16 protein-coding genes and 1 pseudogene are annotated in these 19,512 nt (G+C 75.0%); 9 read left to right on the top strand and 8 right to left on the bottom strand.

The genetic code is table 11. The features are described from left to right. Nucleotides 1–295 (bottom strand): annotated as a pseudogene (locus BI06_RS51525) (hypothetical protein); the annotation flags it as partial. Nucleotides 296–814: 519 nt separating this feature from the next. Between BI06_RS51525 and BI06_RS33215 the strand changes: the two are divergent. Next, complete coding sequence (locus tag BI06_RS33215) at nucleotides 815–1,066, top strand: hypothetical protein (protein WP_051742524.1); 252 nt, start codon at nucleotides 815–817, stop codon at nucleotides 1,064–1,066. A 145-nt stretch (nucleotides 1,067–1,211) separates the two neighbouring features. Further along, a complete protein-coding gene (locus BI06_RS33210; protein WP_030396535.1) occupies nucleotides 1,212–1,580 on the top strand; it encodes a hypothetical protein in 369 nt (122 codons plus the stop codon). Between the two features lie 49 nt (nucleotides 1,581–1,629). Here the strand turns inward: BI06_RS33210 and BI06_RS33205 are convergent, their stop codons facing one another. Continuing rightward, complete coding sequence (locus BI06_RS33205; protein ID WP_107113456.1) at nucleotides 1,630–2,556, bottom strand: alpha/beta fold hydrolase; 927 nt, start codon at nucleotides 2,554–2,556, stop codon at nucleotides 1,630–1,632. A 144-nt stretch (nucleotides 2,557–2,700) separates the two neighbouring features. Here BI06_RS33205 and BI06_RS33200 point away from each other — a divergent pair, with 144 nt between their 5' ends. The 5 genes from BI06_RS33200 (at nucleotide 2,701) to BI06_RS33180 (ending at nucleotide 11,057) form a co-directional block, all read left to right on the top strand. Then, on the top strand, nucleotides 2,701–3,165 hold the full coding sequence (locus BI06_RS33200) for a helix-turn-helix domain-containing protein (RefSeq protein WP_043474515.1): 465 nt from the start codon (nucleotides 2,701–2,703) through the stop codon (nucleotides 3,163–3,165). Between the two features lie 87 nt (nucleotides 3,166–3,252). Beyond that, nucleotides 3,253–4,791 (top strand): glycerophosphodiester phosphodiesterase family protein, encoded by a 1,539-nt coding sequence (locus tag BI06_RS47120; RefSeq protein ID WP_082558867.1) that lies wholly within the window; start codon nucleotides 3,253–3,255, stop codon nucleotides 4,789–4,791. A 306-nt stretch (nucleotides 4,792–5,097) separates the two neighbouring features. Beyond that, nucleotides 5,098–5,526, top strand: coding sequence for a hypothetical protein (locus BI06_RS33190; protein ID WP_051742486.1), 429 nt, complete (start codon nucleotides 5,098–5,100; stop codon nucleotides 5,524–5,526). A gap of 716 nt (nucleotides 5,527–6,242) precedes the next feature. Further along, entirely contained in the window at nucleotides 6,243–6,545 is a 303-nt protein-coding gene (locus BI06_RS33185) for a hypothetical protein (protein WP_149030562.1), read from the top strand. Between the two features lie 9 nt (nucleotides 6,546–6,554). Beyond that, complete coding sequence (locus BI06_RS33180; RefSeq protein WP_043474512.1) at nucleotides 6,555–11,057, top strand: caspase family protein; 4,503 nt, start codon at nucleotides 6,555–6,557, stop codon at nucleotides 11,055–11,057. Nucleotides 11,058–11,155: 98 nt separating this feature from the next. Here BI06_RS33180 and BI06_RS33175 read toward each other — a convergent pair whose 3' ends face one another. From BI06_RS33175 to BI06_RS33160, 4 genes are all read right to left on the bottom strand, one after another. Then, nucleotides 11,156–11,365 carry a hypothetical protein gene (locus BI06_RS33175; RefSeq protein WP_043474509.1) on the bottom strand — a complete coding sequence of 70 codons (210 nt, stop codon included), beginning with the start codon at nucleotides 11,363–11,365 and terminating at the stop codon, nucleotides 11,156–11,158. Beyond that, nucleotides 11,362–11,826 (bottom strand): hypothetical protein, encoded by a 465-nt coding sequence (locus BI06_RS33170; protein ID WP_037781499.1) that lies wholly within the window; start codon nucleotides 11,824–11,826, stop codon nucleotides 11,362–11,364. Before BI06_RS33170 ends, BI06_RS33175 begins: the two co-directional genes overlap by 4 nt. A 113-nt stretch (nucleotides 11,827–11,939) precedes the next feature. Then, nucleotides 11,940–13,481, bottom strand: coding sequence for a HAMP domain-containing sensor histidine kinase (locus tag BI06_RS33165; protein WP_043474506.1), 1,542 nt, complete (start codon nucleotides 13,479–13,481; stop codon nucleotides 11,940–11,942). Continuing rightward, the gene (locus tag BI06_RS33160) at nucleotides 13,478–14,266 is read right to left on the bottom strand and encodes a response regulator transcription factor (protein ID WP_082558866.1); all 789 of its coding nucleotides are present in this window, start codon (nucleotides 14,264–14,266) and stop codon (nucleotides 13,478–13,480) included. The genes BI06_RS33165 and BI06_RS33160 overlap by 4 nt, the downstream gene beginning before the upstream one ends. Nucleotides 14,267–14,404: 138 nt before the next feature. On the opposite strand from BI06_RS33160, the gene BI06_RS33155 reads away from it, so the two are divergent. Continuing rightward, a complete protein-coding gene (locus BI06_RS33155; RefSeq protein ID WP_043474503.1) occupies nucleotides 14,405–15,367 on the top strand; it encodes a D-2-hydroxyacid dehydrogenase family protein in 963 nt (320 codons plus the stop codon). Between the two features lie 126 nt (nucleotides 15,368–15,493). Here the strand turns inward: BI06_RS33155 and BI06_RS33150 are convergent, their stop codons facing one another. Further along, nucleotides 15,494–17,086: a M4 family metallopeptidase gene (locus BI06_RS33150; protein ID WP_043474501.1), complete on the bottom strand. Its 1,593-nt coding sequence runs from the start codon at nucleotides 17,084–17,086 to the stop codon at nucleotides 15,494–15,496. Nucleotides 17,087–17,312: 226 nt separating this feature from the next. Between BI06_RS33150 and BI06_RS33145 the strand changes: the two genes are divergently transcribed. Then, nucleotides 17,313–18,722 carry a hypothetical protein gene (locus BI06_RS33145; protein WP_149030561.1) on the top strand — a complete coding sequence of 470 codons (1,410 nt, stop codon included), beginning with the start codon at nucleotides 17,313–17,315 and terminating at the stop codon, nucleotides 18,720–18,722. Between the two features lie 75 nt (nucleotides 18,723–18,797). Here BI06_RS33145 and BI06_RS51520 read toward each other — a convergent pair. Then, the coding region (locus tag BI06_RS51520; RefSeq protein WP_158516497.1) for a hypothetical protein at nucleotides 18,798–19,512 on the bottom strand (715 nt) is incomplete at its 5' end.

Here is a 19,512-nt window from a genome sequence, read left to right as displayed (position 1 = left end):
CCTCCGGCCCGCCGGGCGCCGCCCCGGGGGGCGGCGGACCCTCGTTGCTCGTCGGCGACGGCAGCGGGGAGGGTGCCGGGACCGGCAGCAGGCCGGTGGTCGGCGAGACGGCCGGGGACGGCGCGAGTGGCGGCGAGGTCGAGGGGCCGGGGAAGGCCACCACCCCGGACGACTCCTCGCCCGACCCGGGTCCGCACATCACCAGCACCGCCGCCATCCCGGCGACGATCCCGACGGCGCTCACCGCCCACGTCCGGCGGCGTCGACGCCGCTCCGCCGCGGCGGCCTCCGCCATCTCCTCCCAGGGTGGGGTGGGTACGGGCACCGGGGGCGGGACCGGCACCGGCGGAGGCTGCCAGGCCGGGGTCGGCCACTGCCACTGCGCGGCGCCCGCGCCTGCCGCCGCGCCCCCTCCCGCGCCCGGGCCTGCCGCGCCGGTTGTCGGAGTCGCCGTCGGAGCCGCCGCCGGGGCCGCTCCTGCCGCCGCGACCGGACCGGTCCTCGGTCCGCCGCCCGCCGGGGTACCGCCGTCTGCCGCCTGCCCGCTCATGTCCTCGTCCTCCTGCCGTCGTCCACCGCCGCCCGTCCGCGCGTGGCCTGCCGGGTGGGCCGGGGTATGCCGGGTGGGCCGGATGGGCCGCTCCGCGCGGCGGCCGTCGCAGGCCCCCGCTCGCGGTGCTCAACGAGCCTGCCGACGGCGGGACATGACCCGGACGAGGTTCCGGTGCGCGTCCCCGCCGGATCCGCCCGTCGCCGTACGCTGCCTGCCGCAGCCCGGGTGCGCCGCCGGGAGGTCCGCCACATGCTGGGAGGCATGGAAACCAAGAGCACGTCCACCGCGGCGAACACGGCGGCGAAATCCCTGGTCGAGGTCGCCGAGTTCCGCACCGACAGCCGCTACCGGCTGGTCCGCTTCGAGGGCCACGGCTGGGAGCCGCTCGCCCCGGAGGAGTTCGAACCGCGGATCCACCAGCTCTTCCCCGACCTCGACCCGCACGATCCGGACCGCGTCCACTGGGTCGACCGGCCCTGGGAATGGCCGGCCTGGCACCCGGGCGAAGCCTGACCGCAGGTGTGAAGGGCGGCGGGAGTGATGTTGACGCCGCCCCTTGACGTGCCGGTCCGGTCCGGGCCGTTCCGGCCTCGCGCGCAGGCGGCCCGGGCGGACAATTCGGTGGCCCGGTCCGGAGTGTGAGTGCGACGATCGCCCGATGGGTGCACTGGACGCGGTGGCGGCGAGGGTGGCCGGTGGGGCCGGCGTGGAGTTCCGGCCGAGCGGCTCGTCGATGGTCCCGCTGATCCGCAGCCGACAATCGGTGCGCGTGCTCCCGGCCGATCCGTCGAAGCTGGAGGTCGGTGACATCGTGCTGGCCAGAGTCGCCGGCACGGTCTACCTGCATCTGGTGTCGGCCCTGGACCACGCCAGGAGGCGGGTGCAGATCAGCAACAACCGGGGCCGGGTCAACGGCTGGACCGGACACGACCGGGTCTTCGGCATCTGCGTGGCGATCGACGGGGTCCCCCGGCCCGGCGCGGCGGGGAAGTCCCGGCCCGCCGACCCGGACGGCGCCGCCCGCTGAGCGTCCGTCGAGCGTCCGTCGAGCGCCTGCTGAGCGGACGCGGCCGCGGTCAGCGGCCGAGCAGGGCCTTCAGCGTCCGCGCGGTCGCACGGGGGAAGGCGGTGTTCCCGTTGTGCCCGCCGGGGAAGGCGACCGGTTCGGTGCCGAGCAGTGCGGCCAGCGCCAGCGCGCAGCGGTAGGTGTGCACGTCCGGGCGGGTGGTGCGGCCGGTGGCGGGGAGGACGCGGGTGCCGGAGCGCCGCGCGGCGGCGGCCAGCTCGGCCGGGCCGAGTCCGTCGGTGGTGACGGCGGTGAACTCGGTGCGGATGAAGAAGTCGAAGTTGGCCACCCGGCGGGGCGTCATCGGCTGCGGGGTGAGGCCCTCCTCGGTGGTGTCGTGCCGGGGGTCGATGCCCAGGTGCCGGGCGATCGCGGGGAAGGCCGCGGCCGTGCCTCCGGTGGCGTGCGCCGCCTGGATGGCGAGGAGTTCCGCGACATGCTCCTCGCGGTCCGCCGGGGGCAGCAGGTTCGGCAGCACGGGCTCGTGCGCGATCAGGGTGCCGAGCACGCCCGGGTGACGGACCAGCACCTGGAGGCCGATCGCGGCGCCCATGCTGAACCCGGCCATCAGGGCGGGCTCGGGAGCGGCCCCGCCGGTTCCGTCCGTGCCCGTGATCCGGGCGGCCTCGGCGAGCAGCAGGGCGACGTCGTCGGCGTGGTCGGCCATGGTGACCGGCCGGGCGGGGTCGTCGAGGGTGCTGCGGGAGAGGCCGCGGCGGTCGTAGGTGACGACGGTGAAGGTGTCGGTGAGGTGCGGGACGAGGTCGACGGTGCGGTCGGCGTCGCCCTCGCCGCTCTGCGAGAGCAGCAGGACGGGGCCGCTGCCCGCGAGCCGGTAGTAGAGGGTCGCGCCGGGGGCGGCGAGCGTGCCTTCGGTGGCGGTGCCCTCGGTAGTGATGCTCTCGGTGGCGGTGCTTTCGGAAGCGGTGGCGGTCATGGCGGTGGGTGTCCCTTCGGTGGGTGGTGCCGCTGTCCGGCCGGCCCGACCGACACTAGAGCATCGAGAAAGATGTATCAATAGAGATGTATCTAATCCAATGCATCATCTTCAATGCATCGAAGCCGATGTAGCCTGGCGGCCATGAACGGAGTCGAGCTGTTCCTCCTGGGCCGCACACTGATGAAGGTCGGCGAGCAGGCCATGCCCGAACCGGCCACCGGCTCGCGCGGCTCCGTCCGCTCGGTCCTGGTCACCCTGGGCGAGATCGTCGCCAGCCCGGGCACGACCGTCGGCGAGATCGTCGCCCGCACCGGACTGCCGCAGAGTCAGGTCTCCACCGCCGTCGCGCGGCTGGTGGAAGCGGGCTCGGTCCTGACCGAGCCGGACCCCGCCGACCGCCGCCGACGGCTCGTCCGGCCCGCCGCCCAACCCTCGGCCCGGGTGGCCGAGGTCCGGGCCACCACCGTCGACGACGCCCTCGCCGCCGCCCTCGCCGGACCCGACGGCGCCGCCCCGGACCCGGCCGTCCTGCACGCCGTCACCGAGGCCCTGGCCACCCTCGCCCGGCACCTCGCCCCCGGCCGCCCGGTCCCGCCGACGGGGTGATCCCGCGCCGGCTTCGCCCGGTCGTGGGAACGGCCGTTCGTACGGCATGGCTTCCGCTCCGGGCCGTGATCGCCTAGCCTGCCGCGCATGATCAGCAGTCACTCCGCCGGCCCGGACGGGCCGCGAAACGGACGTACCGCCCGCGCCGCTCGTATCACCCGCGCTGCCCGCGTTGCCCGTTCCGGCCCGCTCGCCGCGCTGCTCGCCGCCGCGCTCGGCCTCGGCACTGTCGCGCTGACGGCCCCGCACGCCGCCTCCGCCGCCCCCGGAGCCGTCCCGGCTGCTCCTGGCGTCGCCCCGGCCGCCGCCGCGCCCGGCGACGTGGTGGTCGACGAGCACTTCGACGGCCCCGGCCTGCCCGCCGGCTGGACGGCCGTCGAGGGGCCGTGGCGGATCGAGAACGGCCGCCTGGTCGGCAACTCCGCCGACTGGAACCAGCAGACCCGGATCACCTTCGGCCGCCACCTCACCGACTTCCGGCTGGAGGTGACGGCCCGCTTCGACAGCGTCGTCGACACCGCCCGCTGGACCGCCGTTGGCCTGGACGTCCCGGCCAACGGCACCACCCCGTGGTCGATCGCCACCGTGCGCTCCGGCACCACCGCCGCCAACGGCCTGGAGTTCGCCCGGCGCACCCCGGCCGACGCCTGGAACGTCACCGACACCGCCGTCGGACCCGCCGCGGCGGGCACCGGTCGGGACGTCCGGCTCGCCGTCGAGGTGCACGGCGGCGCGGCCCGCTGGATCTTCGACGGCCGCGAGGTCATGCGCACCACCCAGGTCGCCCGGAGCGCGGACGGCGGCCAGGCCCTGCTGGTCAACGGCGCCCAGGTCTCCTTCGACGACCTCAAGGTCACCGCGCTCGCCCCCGGCGCCTTCCTCCGGCAGCCCGGCGCGCCGCTCACCGTCATCGCCCACCGCGGCGCCTCCTCCGCCGCCCCCGAGAACACCCTGCTGTCCGACGAGGTCGCCCGGCGCGCGGGCGCGGACTGGATCGAGAACGACGTCCAGCCCAGCAGGGACGGCGTCCCCCACGTCCTGCACGACGACACCGTGGACCGCACCACCAACGGCACCGGCCGTGTCCGCGACCTGACGGCCGCCCAGCTCGGCGCACTGGACGCCGGCGCCTGGTTCGCCCCGACCACGGCCGGCGCCCGCGTGCCGACCCTGGCCGCCCAGCTCGACGACCTCCGCACCCGCGGCGGCAGCCTGCTGCTGGAGATCAAGGGCCCGCACACCCGCGACGAGGTGTCCCGGATCGTCAAGGACATCCGCGACCGCGGCATGGCCGGCCGGGTCTTCGTCCAGAGCTTCGAGACCGACGCCCTGCGCTACACCCGCGAACTGGCCCCCGAACTGCCCCTCGGCCTGCTGCGCGCCTCCCTGGACGCCGACCCGGTCGCCGTCGCCCGCGACCTCGGCCTGTCCGCCTACAACCCCGCCGACACCGCCCTCGCCACCCGCCCCGAGGTGGTGGCCGCCCTGCACGCGGCAGGCGTCGCGGTCAACGCCTGGACGGTCGACGCACCCGCCCGCTGGAAGGCCCTGGACACGGCGGGCGTGGACGGCATCATCACCAACCGCCCCGCCGAACTCTCCGGCTGGCTCGCCGCCCGCCAGTAACGGGCGCGGCCGAGCTTCCTGCCGCGGGCTCGGCCCGACTCCCGGATCCCGTCGACCCGGTCGTGGATCCGGTCCGCGTCAGGCGTTCCGGAAATCCTCGGCGATTCCCGGAAATCGAGAGAATGCCGGGTTGGGCGGTTCCGGTTCCACTTCCGGTATTCGCCGACAATTCCGGGGCGGAATCGGACCGTCCTCGATCCGGTTCCGGACATCGCACAAGAAGTATCGGCGATTGCGGGAGGCCGACTGTTGTCATGGTCCGGCACGTCGGTTTCCAGGAGTACGCGTCGTACGAAGGAGTCCAGGATGTTCGGTAGGAACTACGCGCGCACGGCGGCCCTCGCCGTGGCGGCCGGTTCGGTTCTGTTCGCGGTCCCCGCGACCGCCGATGCGGCGGTCACGGCCTACACCCCGCAGACCGCCTGCGGGTCGAGCTACGTCACGAAGGATTCCTTCAACCTGCCGGGCGGCACCTCGACGGTCTACCTGACCTACAGCAGCGCGACCGGCAAGAACTGCGTCGCCACCATCAAGAACTCCAAGGTCGGCACCCCGACGCCGACCGGCGCCTACCTGACCTTCGGCGACGGCAGCGGGAGGCAGGAGGAGTTCCGGGACTTCAGCTACTACGCCACGGCCTACCTCTACGCACCCGGGCAGTGCATCTACTACGGCGGCCGGGACTACAACTCCGGCGACTGGTGGGGCAAGGGCCCGGGCTGGTGCGGCAAGTGACGTCCGCACCGTAGCCCGCCCGCCGGTCGGGCACCGACCGCCGACCGGTCGGCGGCGTTCCGGCGAGGCCGGTCCAGGCCCCCGCCGGAAAAATCCGGCGGGGGCCTTCGTCGGGCGGGCCGTTCCGGGGACGAGGCCGGAATGCCCGATCGTCCGATCCGTCCCGAATCCAGCCGGAGGACAATTCCCCCGCACGCAAGCCACCGGGAAAGACGCCACCCTCCGCCGCCCCCGCGTTCGGCGCCTCCCTCGGCCGCTCCGGTGAAACGCGGTCTGCCGATAACCCGGACGGAATCCACCTCACCGCCCCCACCGCAGCAACGACCGTCGTTGCGGCGCTGGGGGCGGTGGTCGTCGTGGCGTGATTGATTGCCCGACAATCGAGCCAGGGCCTGGGCGATGTTGTGATCGATCTTCCGGTTCCGCATCACCACCAACCGCCCGGCCGGATTCCCCGGCTGTGCGGTCAGCCCAACTCCCAAGCGGAGCCCCCCGCCGTCGGCCGCGGTCGGCCGACGGCGGCGTTCCCGGGTCGGTCACAGGCGTCACGGCAGTCTTCGTCTGACCCACCATCAACAGCCGTGATCAATCGGCGGATCGACTTCAATCACCGGCCTCCGGGGGCTATCCTCGCCCTGCGGTGGATCACACACCGGAGTCGGCCTGGGGCGTGGATCGCGCGGGGTGGGGGAGAAGTGGCGGACGAGGTGGAGTCCTTGGATTCCCTGGTGTTCTGGGTGACCGAGGACGAGGAGGAGGACGGCGACACGATGGGCGTCTTCCGGCGCGACCGGGAGGCCGTGCTGCGCCGGGTGCCGCTCGGGGCGCTGCGCTCGAACCTCGCGGAGACGGTGGACGCGCTCCAGACGCTGTTCGAGCAGATCGCCGACCGCGGCGGCCCGCTGCCGCTCAAGGAGGTCCAGTTGAGCTTCCAGGTCTCCGCCTCGGGCGGAGTCCAACTGGTCGGCAGCTCCCAGGTCCAGGGCACCCGTGGGATCACCTTCGTCTTCGGCAACTAGCGGGACCGGATGGGCGGGTTCGCCGCACTTCTGATCGGCGCCAGCGACTACGCGCGGGTGGGGTTCACCCCACTGCCCTTCGTCCCCCGGGACCTCGAACGCCTGGACGCGGCCCTGCGGGCACGCGGCTTCCGGGTCGAGCGGCCCGGGGCGGGCGAACGGATCAGCTGGAACTTCGTGAACGGCGAGGTCTCGCGCTTCCTGGAGAAGGCCCGGCGGGGCGAGACACTACTGATCTGCCTGAGCGGACACGGCCTGCACGCCCAGGGCGTGGACTATCTGATACCGGAGGACCTGCACCGCTACCGGAAGCCGCTCTGGTCCGGCTGCGTCGCCATCGACTGGCGCAGCGAGGTCGAGAACACCCGCGCCGCACAGGTGCTGTTCCTCATCGACGCCTGCCGGGAGGGTGTCGGGGGCGACACCATGGCCGGTGCGGTCGGTTGGGCGAGCGGGCGGGCGATGACCGTCAAGTCCCTGCGGATCGCGCACCTTTACGCCTGCTCGCCCGGTGGGTACGCGCACTTCGTCGCTGCGCGGAGCGGATCGTTCAGTCTGTTCTCGCGCGCGGTCCTGGACGAGTTGCTCGCGCACGACGGTCCGCTGACCCTGGAGCAGCTGAGCGAGGCCGTCCAGTGCCGGATCGAGGCGCTCCACGCCGAGCACGGCAAACCGGGCTCCGCCCAGGAGGTCCGCGTCCTCACCGATGCCGACCAGGGGGAGTTCGTCGTCGCGGGCCCGCTGCTGGAGCTCGCCCCCGTGCCGGTCGAGGACGAATCGCCGACGCCGGAGCAGCCGTCGGTCGCCCCCGACGTCAACGAACTCCTGGGCCGTGCCGTCCACCAGTACCAGACCTCCGGGCGTACCGAGCTGCTGGAGGAGTACGCCGCGCTCGGTCCGACGGACGAACTGCTCGCCCACACCAGCTGGTTGGACGCCACAGCGGTCTCCGCGATGTGGGACGCGGTGGCCCGGCGGCGCCCCGTCGCCTCGCTGTCGGAGCTGATCGGGGCGCTTTGCGAAGCCGGGCGCGGGGGCGTCGGGCACCGGCTCCTGGAGGTGGCGGCCGTCCGTGCGGCGCCCGAACCGCCGGTGCTGCTCACCGGGCTGGCCGCACTCGCCGCACCGGACGGTGACGCCGGACTGTCGGAGGAGACGGTCGACGCCCTGCGGTCGACCCTGCTCCGCGCGCTGGCGGCGCTGCCGGCGGACGCCTGGGCGGCGTGCGTCGTGGAACTGCACCGGGCCGGACTCGCCGCCGAGGCGGCCCGGGTGTCCGACGGGTCGCGGCCGGTGGAGGACCTGCCACCGCTGCTGGCCGCACTGGAGGCGGAGGAACTGCCGGCGGAGGTCCGCCGGTTGGTGCGGGCGACCGTGGCCAGGCTCGGTTCCCGGTCGGTGGACGGCTTCCTCGTGGTGCTGTCCCGGGCCGGGGCGGTCGAGGCCAGGGCGGCGGCGCTCGCGGCGGTGGCGGAGTGGCCGGTGGAGGCGGTCGCCGGCTGGCTGCGGTCCACCAGGGGACGGGGCGGCCTGGAGCGGGACGCGACGGCCGTCCTCCGGACCCTGGTGGCCCAGCGCCGCGACGTACGGAGCCTGCTGCGGCTGCTTCGCGAGGCCGGTATGTCGCGGTACCTCGACGTGTTCCACGAGGAGTGCGCCCGGCAGGAGCCCCGGGACCTGCACCGGTTGCTGCGCGGACTGTCGGGCGGCGATGTCCACGAGGCCGCCCGCCCCGACGACGACGCCGTTGCCGTCGTACGACTCGCGGCCGGCCTCATGGTGCCGAAGGAGGTGGGGGAGCTGACCGTCCTGCTCTGCGGCCATGGACCGGACAATCTGCTCGCACCCTTCCTGGAGGTGCTGTGCGGGGCGTCGCCGGAGCGGGTGGCGCACATCCTGGTCCGGGTCCGGGAACTCCCGGGCGTGGGGCGGTCGGACCGCGACCCGGTCGCGGCCGCCGTGTCGGTGCTGGGCCGGCGGTACCCGGCGGAGCAGGTGGGGCCGCTGTTCGCGGAGCTGGAGCAGCGCCGCCTGTCTGCCGTCGCGCCCCTGCTCCAGGACACCCTGATCCGCAACCGGTCGGCGGTGGATCTGCTGACCGTGCTGGCGCGGATGCCGTCGGCGGCGCGCGACGCGCTCCTGCGCCGGATCCTCGCGCTGCGCCGGGAGCCGGGCCGGCTCGCCGAACTGCTCGACGCCAGCGACGAGGAGCGTTTCGGCGAGCTGGGGAGAGAGGTGGCGCGGGTGGTCGTCAGCGAGTGCCGGGCAGCGGAGCTGAACGCTCTGCGGGCCGAGTTCCGGTCCGGGAACCGGGGGGTGGGAGCCGGGGAGCGGCTGCTGCTCGACGAGTTCTCGTCCGTTCGGGGCGCGCCGGAAGCGGCGCCGGCCTCGGGCCTGGTGCCGGGTCCGCTCCTGGGGTCGACGCCTGCGCCCGAGCCCCGGGAGCCGGTCGGTCCGGCCGGAGCGGAGGCCCCGGCCGTCCTCGCGCCGCTCGCCACCGTCAACGGTTCGACGCCGTCGGAGCCCGGTCCGGCGGTCTCGGCCGGCCGGCCGCCCGTGGACCCGGCCGCGGACCGGGGCACCCTGCTCGGCGTGGCCTGGCGGGGCTCGCCCGGCGAGGTGGCCGAACTGATCGTCGCCGTCGACGCCCGGGGGCCCGGCGGGGCGGCGGTCGATGTCGATGACCTGCTCCGTGCCTTCCTCGATGCCGGACCGGTGGAGCGGAGCGGAGTGCTGGTCGAGGCCCTGCGGTCCGAACATCGCGGATCCCGCCCCGGTGACCGACTGGTCGAGGCGCTGAGGGCGCACGCCGCCAGGCTGTTCGCGGCGGCCAGGGCGATCGGTTCCGAACCGGGCACGCACTACCTGCTGGACGCGTTCCTGGGCGGGCCGCAGCTCCGGTCCGAGGAGTTCCGTGCCCTGATCGGGGAACTGGGCCGGACCGGCGGCGGGCGGGAGGCCGGTCTCCTGCTGGACCGCCTGGGCCGTTCCCAGCCACCCCCGGCCGTCGTCGGCCTGCTGGAAGCGCTCCGGGACGAGGACGCGTTCGAGGTGCTGTGCCGGGCGGCGGCCGAGCGGCCCGTCCGGGAGGTGGCCGAGGTGCTGCGCAACTTCCCGCTGGAGCGGTTCAGGAGGGGGTTGGCGGTCGAGCGGTTCGTGGAGCACGTCGCGCGGACGACGGCGCCGGACCGGGGCGCGGAGCTGCTGGTGGAGCTGCTGGCCGGACGGCAGGGTGTCCTCGCCGGGGCGGTGCTGCGGGCCGCGCACTGGACCGGGTCCGAGGAGGAGCTCGGCCGGCTGTTCGCGGCGCTGGACGCGCGGGGCGAGGAGGTGCGTGACCTCGCGCTGGACGCGCTGGCCCCGGAACTGTCGCCCGAGCAGACCGATGGCATCCTCGCCCACCTGCACCGGCACGGCGCCGAGCAGGCCGGGCTGCCGGTGCTCCGGGTGTACGCGCGGACGGTCGACATCCCAACGCTCTTCACCAAGTTGAACGAGCGCGGCTGGTTCCGGTACGCGGCTGCCCTGGTCGACGAGGCCCCGGCGAACGCGTCGGTGGTGTCCTGGTACCGGCTGCTGGCCCGGGCGGTCCCTGGCCTGGACCGCCCGGGCCTGTTGTGGGCGGTCGGCGCGGACGGCCCGGTCGGGGAACTCGCCGGACTCGCTGCCCGGCGAGGGGAGGGCAGGGCGGCCCTGGCGGCCGCGGTCCTCTACCGGGAACCCTGGGAGGTCGTCGGCCTGCTGGCCGGGACGCCGAGCCTGTCGTCAGCGCCACCGCCGGTGCGGCCCGGCCGGGGGCCGCAGCTCGCCCCGGCGACCGGGACCCGGGGGGCGGATCAGCGGACCGAGCTGTGGCGGATCCTCGCGGCCGTTCGTCCCACAGCGGAACTCGTGCTGATCCTCCGGGGCCTGCTGGAGGGCGGGCGGCTCCCGGACGCGGAGGGGATCGTCGACCACGTCCTCGCCGACGAGCCCCCGCAGCGGGTCGCGGAGTTGCTGGAGGCCCCGGTGCCGGTCGACGGATCGAGGGACCGGAGCCTCGTCGACGGGTCGAACGAGATGGTGGAGCTGCTGGTCCGGCGGGTGCTCGCGGGCGATGCGGTGGCCAGGGTGATCGGGCGCCTGCTGCCGATCGGTCGGCCCCGGAGCGTCGAGGTACTGGTCGCCGCGCTCTCCTCCCGCGACAGGACCGGAGAGGAGATCGCTCGGGCGGTGGCGAGTCTGGTCGAGGCGGAAATGCCGCCGGAGATCAGCCTCCGGATGGCGGTGGACCTCTGCCGCCACCGGCGCTCGGAGCAGATCGCCGACTTCCTCCAGTACCTGGACCTGACGGGCCACGAAGCGGTGCTCCGGGAGGCGATCGAAACGGTCGTCTCGGTCCGCCCGGGTGTCGTGGGCGAGGTCCGGTGGTGGCTGGACCAGCGGGGTGCCCGGAGCCTGTCGGCCCAGCTGTCGAGGCGGGCGGAGCGGCCCGGCCGACGGCCGTGGATGCCGGACGTCCAGGGGCCCTGAGGCGGGCGGCGTTCGGCGGAGTTCGGCGCCGGAGGCGTGCCGGGCCGGTCCCCACGACCGGCCCGACACCCCCGCCGCCGCTCCCCGTGCCGAACGGATCAGCCGTTCTCGGACGCCGTGTCGGCGTCGGCCGCAGCGGCGGCGCTCTCGGCGGCGTCCAGCTTCTGCTGGAGGTCCGCGGGCGGTGCGCTGTCGGCCGCGCCGGGGGATGCCGGTCCGTGGGTGACCACGGGGCCGCAGCCGGTGAGCAGCGCCGCTCCGGCCAGGAGGACGGCGGCGAGCGCCGCCGCGACGGGGCGGCGGGTCACTTGCCGGTGCCCTGGCCGGCGCCCTGGCTGTGGGCGGCGCACCAGGTCGCCACGGACTTGAGGTCGTCCTGCCGCGACTTCAGGGTGCCGACCAGCGCCTTGCGGGTGGTCAGCCGGCCGTTGAGATAGGTCTCCACCTCGGTGTGACCGGCGGTCTTGGCGTTCGCGACCCGCTGCTCCAGCCGGGCGACGGAGCCCGCCACGGTGGCGTCCCCGTTGAGCCGGTTCAGCGCCTTGGTGAGATGCCCCTCGGTGCTGGGCAGACGCTTGCAGATGCTCTTGGCCCCGTCACCGGTCGGCGTCGGCAGGGCGGTCGGCGCGGTGGCGGCGGCCGGGCCGGAGCTCGGGGCGGCCGGAGCAGCCTGGGCGGCGGGCGCGGCGGCGAGCAGCGCGCCGGTCAGGGCGAGGGCTCCGAGCGCGGCGGTCCGGCGACCGGAGGGAAGGCGGTTGACTGCGGGCATGTGACGTCCTCTCCTCGACCCGGACGGCCCGGGTGCGGTGCGGTCGAGTCAGGACGGTAGGACGCCTTCTTGTGGAATCCCTGTGGAACGGTCGGTCCGGTGCCCGGAGAGGTTCAGCGCCCCGGACCGGTGAGCCAGTCCCGGCGGGCCGGGAGTTCGAGCGTCGGCGCGTCCGGGCGGGGGAGCGGGAGGGTCACCTCGGTCCGACAGCCGGTGCCGTCGGGCGGCGCGGTGAGGGCGACGGTGCCCCCGTGCAGGGCGGCCTGCTGGGCGACCAGGGTGAGTCCGAGGCCCGAACCGGGGCTGTCCCGGCGGCGGTGGAAGCGCTGGAACACCGCCGCCCGGTCCTCCGGCGGGACCCCGGGGCCGCTGTCGTCCACGGTGAGCCTGGCCTGTGAGCCCTCGGCGGCGAGCCGGACGGTGACGCGGGCCGGGGCGCCGTCGGAGCGGCCGTGCACGGCGGCGTTGCCGAGGAGGTTGGCGAGCATGATCCGCAGTCCGGACTCCCAGCCGAACACCCGCAGTTCGGCGGGGGCGTGCACGGCGAACACGGTGCCGGGGTGGCGGCGGCGGGCCTCCTCGGCCGCCGCGTCGACGAGTTCGGCGAGGTCGACCGGCTGGAACGCGTCCAACTGGACCAGGTCGCCCCGGGCCAGGGTGCTGAGCGCGGTGAGCAGGTCGAGCAGCCGCGCGTGGTCCTGCCGCAGCTCCGCCACGACCTCGTCCCGGTCGGCGGCGGGCAGGTCCGGATGGGCGGCCAGGACGTCGAGATTGGTGCGCAGGCTCATCAGCGGGGTGCGCAGCTCGTGCGAGGCGTCGGCGGAGAACGCCCGGGCGGTGTCCAGCGCCTGGGCCGTCCGGCGGGCCTGCTCGTCGTAGCGGGTGAGGAGCAGCGCGAGGGCGGAGGACAGCTCGTCGACCTCGGTGGTCCCGGTCCGCTCGGGCAGGAACCCGTGACCGCCGGGCGAGCCGGGCGAGCCGGGAAGGCCGGGGGATGCAGGAGCGCCGGGTGCCGCGGCCGGGTCCAGCCCGGCGGCGCGGCGGCTGAGCCGGCGCAGCGGGGCGGTGGCCCGTTCGGCGAGCGCGAAGCCGAGCAGCGCGGCGACCGGGGCCGACACCAGGGCGACGAGCAGGACGCGCCGCCGCACCGCGGCCGCCTGCCGGTCCGCCGGACCGGTGGGGGCGATCACCTGCAGCAGGCCGGAGCCGGCCGCGCCGCCACCGCCCTTGCCGTTCCCATTGCCGTTCCCGTTCCCGCCGACCGCCCTGGTGAGGACCCGCCAGGAGCTGCCGCGGTCCCGGACCGTGACCGGCCCGCCGCCCGGCTCGCTCGGAAGGGCACCCGGCCCGTCCGGCTGCGGGCCGACGGACAGCAGGACGCCGCCGTCCGTGCCGGTCACCCGCACCCCCAGGTCCAGGGCGTCGTCCACCACCTTGCGCTGCTGGTTCTGCTCCACCTTGGGCCGGCCCTTGCTGTCGGCGGCCACCAGTGCCCGGACGCTCGGCAGCAGTGCGGCCGTGCGCTCGGCGAGCCGGGCGTCCTGCTGGTGCCGCAGGTCCCGGCCGACCAGCGGGAGCAGCAGCAGGCCCGCGAGCACCACCAGCAGCGGCACCAGGGCCGCCGCCCAGAGCGCGATCCGGGTGGAGAGCCTCATCGCGGGGCCTGCCGCGAGCCGTCGGGTGTGCGCAGTACGAAGCCGACGCCCCGGACGGTGTGGATCAGCCGTGGCCGCCCGCCGGCCTCGGTCTTGCGGCGCAGGTAGCTGACGAAGGTGTCGACGGCGTCGCTGCGCACCTCGGCGTCGTAGCCCCAGACGCGTTCCAGCAGCAGTTCGCGCGAGAGCACCAGGCCGGCGTTCCGGGCCAGGTGCGCGAGCAGTTCGAACTCCCTGCGGGTGAGGGTGAGTTCCTCGCCGTCCAGGTGGGCCCGGCGGGTGCCGGGGTCGAGACTGAGCGGTCCGGCGAGGACCCGGTCGTCCGGCTGCGGCGGTCGGCGGCGGAGCAGGGCCCGCAGCCGCAGGACGAGTTCCTCCAGGGCGAACGGCTTGACCAGGTAGTCGTCGGCGCCCGCCTGGAGCCCGGCGACCCGGTCGGCGGCCTCGTCGAGGGCGGACAGCATCAGCACCGGGAGGTCGTCGCCCCGGGCGCGCAGGCGGCGGCAGACCTCGACTCCGTCGAGGCCGGGCATCGACACATCGAGCACCAGCACGTCCGGCATTTCGGTGGTCATCCGGGCCAGCGCCGCCCCGCCGTCCTCGGCGAGGGCCACCGAGAAGCCGCTCAGCCGCAGCCCGCGCTCCAGCCCGCGGCGGATCGCCGCGTCGTCGTCGACCACCAGGACCCGCCCGCCGGTCCCCGCCCCGTCCCGGCTTCCCGCTGTGTCCCGGCTCCCCACCGTATCCCGGCTGCCCGCCGTGTCCCCGGTCCCGCTCGTCCGCATCGGCGCCTCCTCCGTCCGGCCGCCGACCCTCTCACACCGGGGTGCCGAACGGCTTCCGGGGGTGTCCCGGCCGGGTAACGGCGGGGACCGGGGGAGCCGGGCCCGGCGGTGGCGGGCGGATCTGGAAGAGTGCGGGGCATGAGACTCCGCTGCGCCGTACTCGACGACTTCCAGGGCGTCGCCACCACGATCGCCGACTGGTCCCCGGTGACCGACCGGGTCGAGGTCGTGGCGTTCCGCGAGCATCCGGCCTCGGTGGCGGAACTCGTCGCGGCGGTCGCCGATTTCGACATCGTGGTGACGCTGCGGGAGCGGATCGCCTTTCCGGCGGAGGTGTTCGAGCAACTGCCCCGGCTGCGGCTGCTGGTCGCCTCGGGGATGCGGAACTCGGTGATCGACCACGCGGCGGCCCGCGCCCACGGGGTGACCGTGTGCGGGACGGCCAGTTCGTCGACGCCGCCGGTGGAGCTGACCTGGGCGCTGCTGCTCGGGCTGGCCCGGGGGCTGGTCGAGGAGAGCACGGCGCTGCGGAGCGGCGGGCCGTGGCAGAGCACGGTGGGCGCGGATCTGGCGGGGCGCCGGCTGGGCCTGCTGGGCCTGGGGAAGATCGGTGCCCGGGTCGCCCGGGTGGGGCTCGCCTTCGACATGGACGTGGTGGCGTGGAGCAGCAACCTCACCGGGGAGCGGGCGGCCGAGGTGGGTGTGCGCCGGGCGGGGTCGAAGGAGGAACTGCTGCGGGAGAGCGACTTCGTCTCCGTGCACCTCGCGCTCGGCGCGCGCACCCGAGGGCTGCTGGGCGCACCCGAACTGGCGCTGATGCGGCCGGACGCGTACCTGGTCAACACCTCCCGGGCGGCGATCGTCGACCAGGAGGCGCTGCTCGCGGCGCTGGCGGCGGGTCGGATCGCGGGGGCGGCGGTGGACGTGTTCGACCAGGAGCCGCTGCCGGCGGACCACCCGATGCGGACGGCGCCCCGGCTGCTGGCCACCCCGCACCTGGGGTACGTGTCGCGGGACAACTACCGGCGCTACTACGGCGAGGCGGTGGAGGACATCGCGGCCTTCCTGGCCGGGGCGCCGGTCCGCGTCCTGGGCGACTGACGGCCGGGACGCGGGAGCGGCAGGCGGCCCGGACCGCAGGAGCGGCACATGGTCCGGACCGCACGAGCGGCAGGCGGCCCGTCACCCCCGCGACGGGGGTGACGGGCCGCGGTGCGGGCGCCGCGGTCAGGAGACCGAGACAGCGCTCCAGGCGGCCGCGACGGCCTTGTACTCGGTGCTGGTGGCGCCGTAGAGGTCCTTGGCGGCGCTCAGCGACGCGGCCCGCGCGCCCTTGTAGTTGGTGGTGGAGGTCATGTAGACCGTCAGCGCGCGGTACCAGATCTTGGCGATCTTCTGGTTGCCGATGCCGGCGACCGTCGAACCGTTGCAGGTCGGGCTGTTGTAGCTGACGCCGTTGATGGTCTTCGCGCCGCTGCCCTCGCTGGCGAGGTAGAACCAGTGGTTGCCGACGCCCGAGGAGTTGTGCACGTCGAGCTGGCCGACCTTGCTGGTCCAGCAGTCGGCGGACCGGCCGTCCAGCGAGGGCTTGTCGAAGCGGCGCAGCCACGGCGGGGTGGACTGGTCGCTGAACAGGTAGTCGCCCTTGTCCACCGGGTTGTTGGCGTAGAACTCGACCATGGTGCCGAAGATGTCCGAGGTGGACTCGTTGAGGCCGCCGGACTCGCCGCTGTAGCGGAGGTTGGCGGTGGCGCTGGTGACGCCGTGGGTCATCTCGTGGCCCATGGTGTCGAGGTCGACCTGCTCCGGGTCGGTGACGCCGTCGCCGTCGCCGGTCATCATGCAGAAGCAGCTGTCGGACCACTGGGCGTTGTCCCAGTTGGTGCCGACGTGCACGAAGACGGTGGCGCCCTTGCCGTCGTTCTTGATGCCGCTGCGGTTGAAGGTGTTCTTGTAGTAGTCGTACGTCCAGGCGGTGTTGGCGTGGGCGTCGACGGCCGCGGTGGCGCGGTCGGTGGAGAACTTCTTCCCGTCGCCCCAGACGTTGTCGGTGTCGGTGAAGAGGGTGCCGGAGTTCGCGTTGAGCGAGCCGGCGGCGACGTTGTGGGCGTCCTTGGTGATGTGGCCGCGCGTCGGGTCCTTCAGCGAGAAGCCGCCGGTCTGCGCGGTGGTGTCGATGGTGATGTCACCGGTGTACTCGGAGTGGCCGGTGCCGGTGGCCTGGTGCTCGGCGTCGTAGGCCTCGATCTGCTCACCGGTGTTGGCGTCGGTGACGACGATCCGGCCGGCCGGCTGGCCGTGGTCGCCGGTGCCCTCGACGGTGGTGCGCCAGGCGAGGCGCGGGGTGCCGTCGGCGGCCCAGACGACGAGCTCGGGGCTGCTGGTGGCGTTGCCGACGCCGGGGGCGGCGTCCAGCGCGCGGCCGGCGGTGAGCTGGGCGGGGACCTTGGGGACGATGGTGCGCACGGCGGCGTCGTGCGCGGCCGCGCGGGAGGAGTCCTTGAGCCGGCCGCGGGAGTCCTGGTGGACCACCAGGTCGCCGCCGACCACGGGCAGGCCGAGGTAGGTGCGGTCGAAGCGGACGTGCTGGGTGCCGTCGGCGTCCAGCACGACGTCCTTCACCACGAGGTCCTGGCCGTCGGCGAAGCCGAAGACCGACGCGTTGTGGGCGACGTTGGCCCGGGCCTGGGCGATCGCCGCGTCGCGGCCGGTGGGGGCGGCGGACGCGGTCCCGGCGGTGACGGTGGCGGCGACGAGGGCGGCGGTGGCCGCTATGGCTCCGGCCGCGAGGAAGCGGCGAGAAGAGGAGGTGGGGCTCACTCTGACTCCAGTCGGGGGATGCTGCGCGATGCAGGGATGAGAGCTGCGACCGAGATTGACGGTGCGCAGTCATCCACGGCTAGAGCGAACGTCAGAACTTTGCCAATTCGTGTCCTGTACTGATCAAATGTGATCGTTTTCGACTTGTCTGTTCACGCTTGCGCCGAGCCCGTCGCCTGCGGGCGCCCGTCCGCACCCGTCGGCACCCGTGCCGTACGCTCGCGGGATGGACGGATGGGTGGGGGCCTGGACCGGCGGACGTCGTGCGGTGCACGTCGGCAACGTGGCCGACTTCAACGAGCAGTTCCTCCTCGAACCGTCCTCCCGCGGGCGGTTGACCGCCGGGCGCTTCACCGCCGGGAGGTTCGGGGCCGGCCGGTCCGCCGCCGAACCGTCCGCCGCCGAGCGGCGCGCCGACCGCCTCCACCGGGCGCACCACTACGCCGGACTGGCCGTCGGCTACAGCCCCGACCCCGCCGCGCTGGTCCTGCCCGCCGAGGTCGACCGGGTCTGGATCGACTGGCTCGCCCGCGAACTGGACTGGGGCCCGGTCGAGCTGTTCGACGGCATCGCCCCCGGCGGCACGGTCGCCGAGGCCCTCGCCGCCCGCCCCGCGCTCGTCGAACGGCTCGCCACCGGCCCCGAGCCCGTGCTGTTCTGGGGTCGCACCCCCGACCGGGGCGAGGGCCCCGAGCTCGCGGCCGTCCGCCACTACGAGGCCAAGGACGCCGCGCACGGCCTCTTCACCGCGCTCGCCCAGGACCACCCCGGCGTGCGGGTGCCCCGGCAGGAGCCCGCCGACACCCCCCGGGCGGCCGCCCGGCGACTGGCCGCCCGCGCCGCCCGGGGCCGCGCCACGGTGCTCAAGTCCCCGCACGGAGTGGGCGGTTACGGCACCGTGGTGGTCACCCCCGAAGAGGTCTCGGCGGCCGGCGGGGCCCGGCGGCTGCTCCGCCGGCTGGTGCGCGAGGACGTGCTGCCGCCCGGCGGCCCGCTGCTGCTGGAGGAGTACGTGGACGGCGGTCCGGCCGGCTCCGGCCGGCTGCGCGACCTCACCTTCGACGCGGTGATCGGCGCCGACGGCCGGGTCCACCCGGTCGGCGTCGGCGAGATGGCGGTCGACGGGACCCGCTACCAGGGGGTGACGGTCGGTCCGGGCGTGGTGCCGCCCGGCGCCGCCGCGACCGCCGAACGCTTCGGCCTCGCGGTGGGGGAGCGGCTGGCCGAGGCCGGCCACCGGGGCTGGTACGACGTCGACTTCGTCACCGACCGCGAACGCCGGCTCGCCCCGACCGAGGCCAATCTGCGGCTCACCGGACCGGCGGTCGCCTTCGTCCTGCGCCACCGGCTGGACCAGGTGCGCGGCCCCGGCCACCTGGTCCGCACCCTGGACGCGATGCCGCTCGGCGCCCGGCTCTCCCAGGAGGCGCTGTACGGCCACCTGGCCCGGCTGCGTCCGGCCTGCGCGCAGCTCGGCGCGACGCTGCTGCCGCTGATCGTGACGGCCGGCCACGAGCCGGAGCCGGCCGTCGGTCTGGCGCTCGCCGCCCGGAGCGTCGAGGCGCTGGACGCCGCGCAGGCCCTGCTCGGGGCGGCCCACCACGCGCTGGGCCGGATGTTCGAGGCCCTGCGCTGAGCGTCCTCCCTCCGCAGTCCGCGCTCCCCCGGGACCGGCCTGCTCGCAGCCTTCGCTCCTCCGGGACCGGCCTGCTCACAGCCGCTTGCGCACCCTCGGCTGCCAGGTCAGGAACCGGACCACGATCGCGGCCGAGAGCATCAACGCGATGTTGAACACGAAGACCAGCCAGGTCTGGGCGTACCAGTCCGCCCGGCGGGTGGTCCGGTACAGATTGTCCTGCGGCCACCAGGAGGCCAGCAGCCAGAACACCGCCAGGTGCGCGGCGACCGAGAGGCCGACGGGCCGCCGCTGCCGGGCCGTCACCACGGCCCCGAAGAGCAGCCAGGCCACTCCGAGCCCGAACGCGGCCCACTCGAAGAGGTAGAGCACGCGGAACAGGCTGTCGTACGGGGCCGGCACCGCCGAGACGTCCGTCGAGCCCGGCCAGAGCTTGTTCGTGAGCAGCGCGGCGACGGCCGCCGAGGGCACCCCGACGGCGACGGTGCCGCACCCGAGGAAGGACTCCGACTCCGCGACGCCCCCGGACCCCCCGCCGCCCTTGCCCCGGTAGCCCTTCCCGCCGCCCGACCGGCGGGGTGCCGTGCGGTCGGCCGGCGCGGGCAGCGGCAGCGCGTCCCGGTCGAGCTTGCCGGCCCGGGTGCGCGGCAGTTCGGGCACCGGGACCACGGCGGCGGGCGCCTCCCCGGCCGGCAGCGCGGCCGTGAGCGCGGCCGTCAGCGACCAGCCGTCGGTGTCCGGGGCGCCGGGCACGGTGACGGCGTATCCGACCAGCTCGCGCCGGCCGGGC

Source organism: Kitasatospora sp. MBT66 (genome assembly GCF_000710405.2).
In the GTDB taxonomy this organism is placed as follows: Bacteria; Actinomycetota; Actinomycetes; order Streptomycetales; family Streptomycetaceae; genus Kitasatospora; species Kitasatospora purpeofusca.
This window is presented reverse-complemented; position numbering and strand designations above follow the sequence as displayed.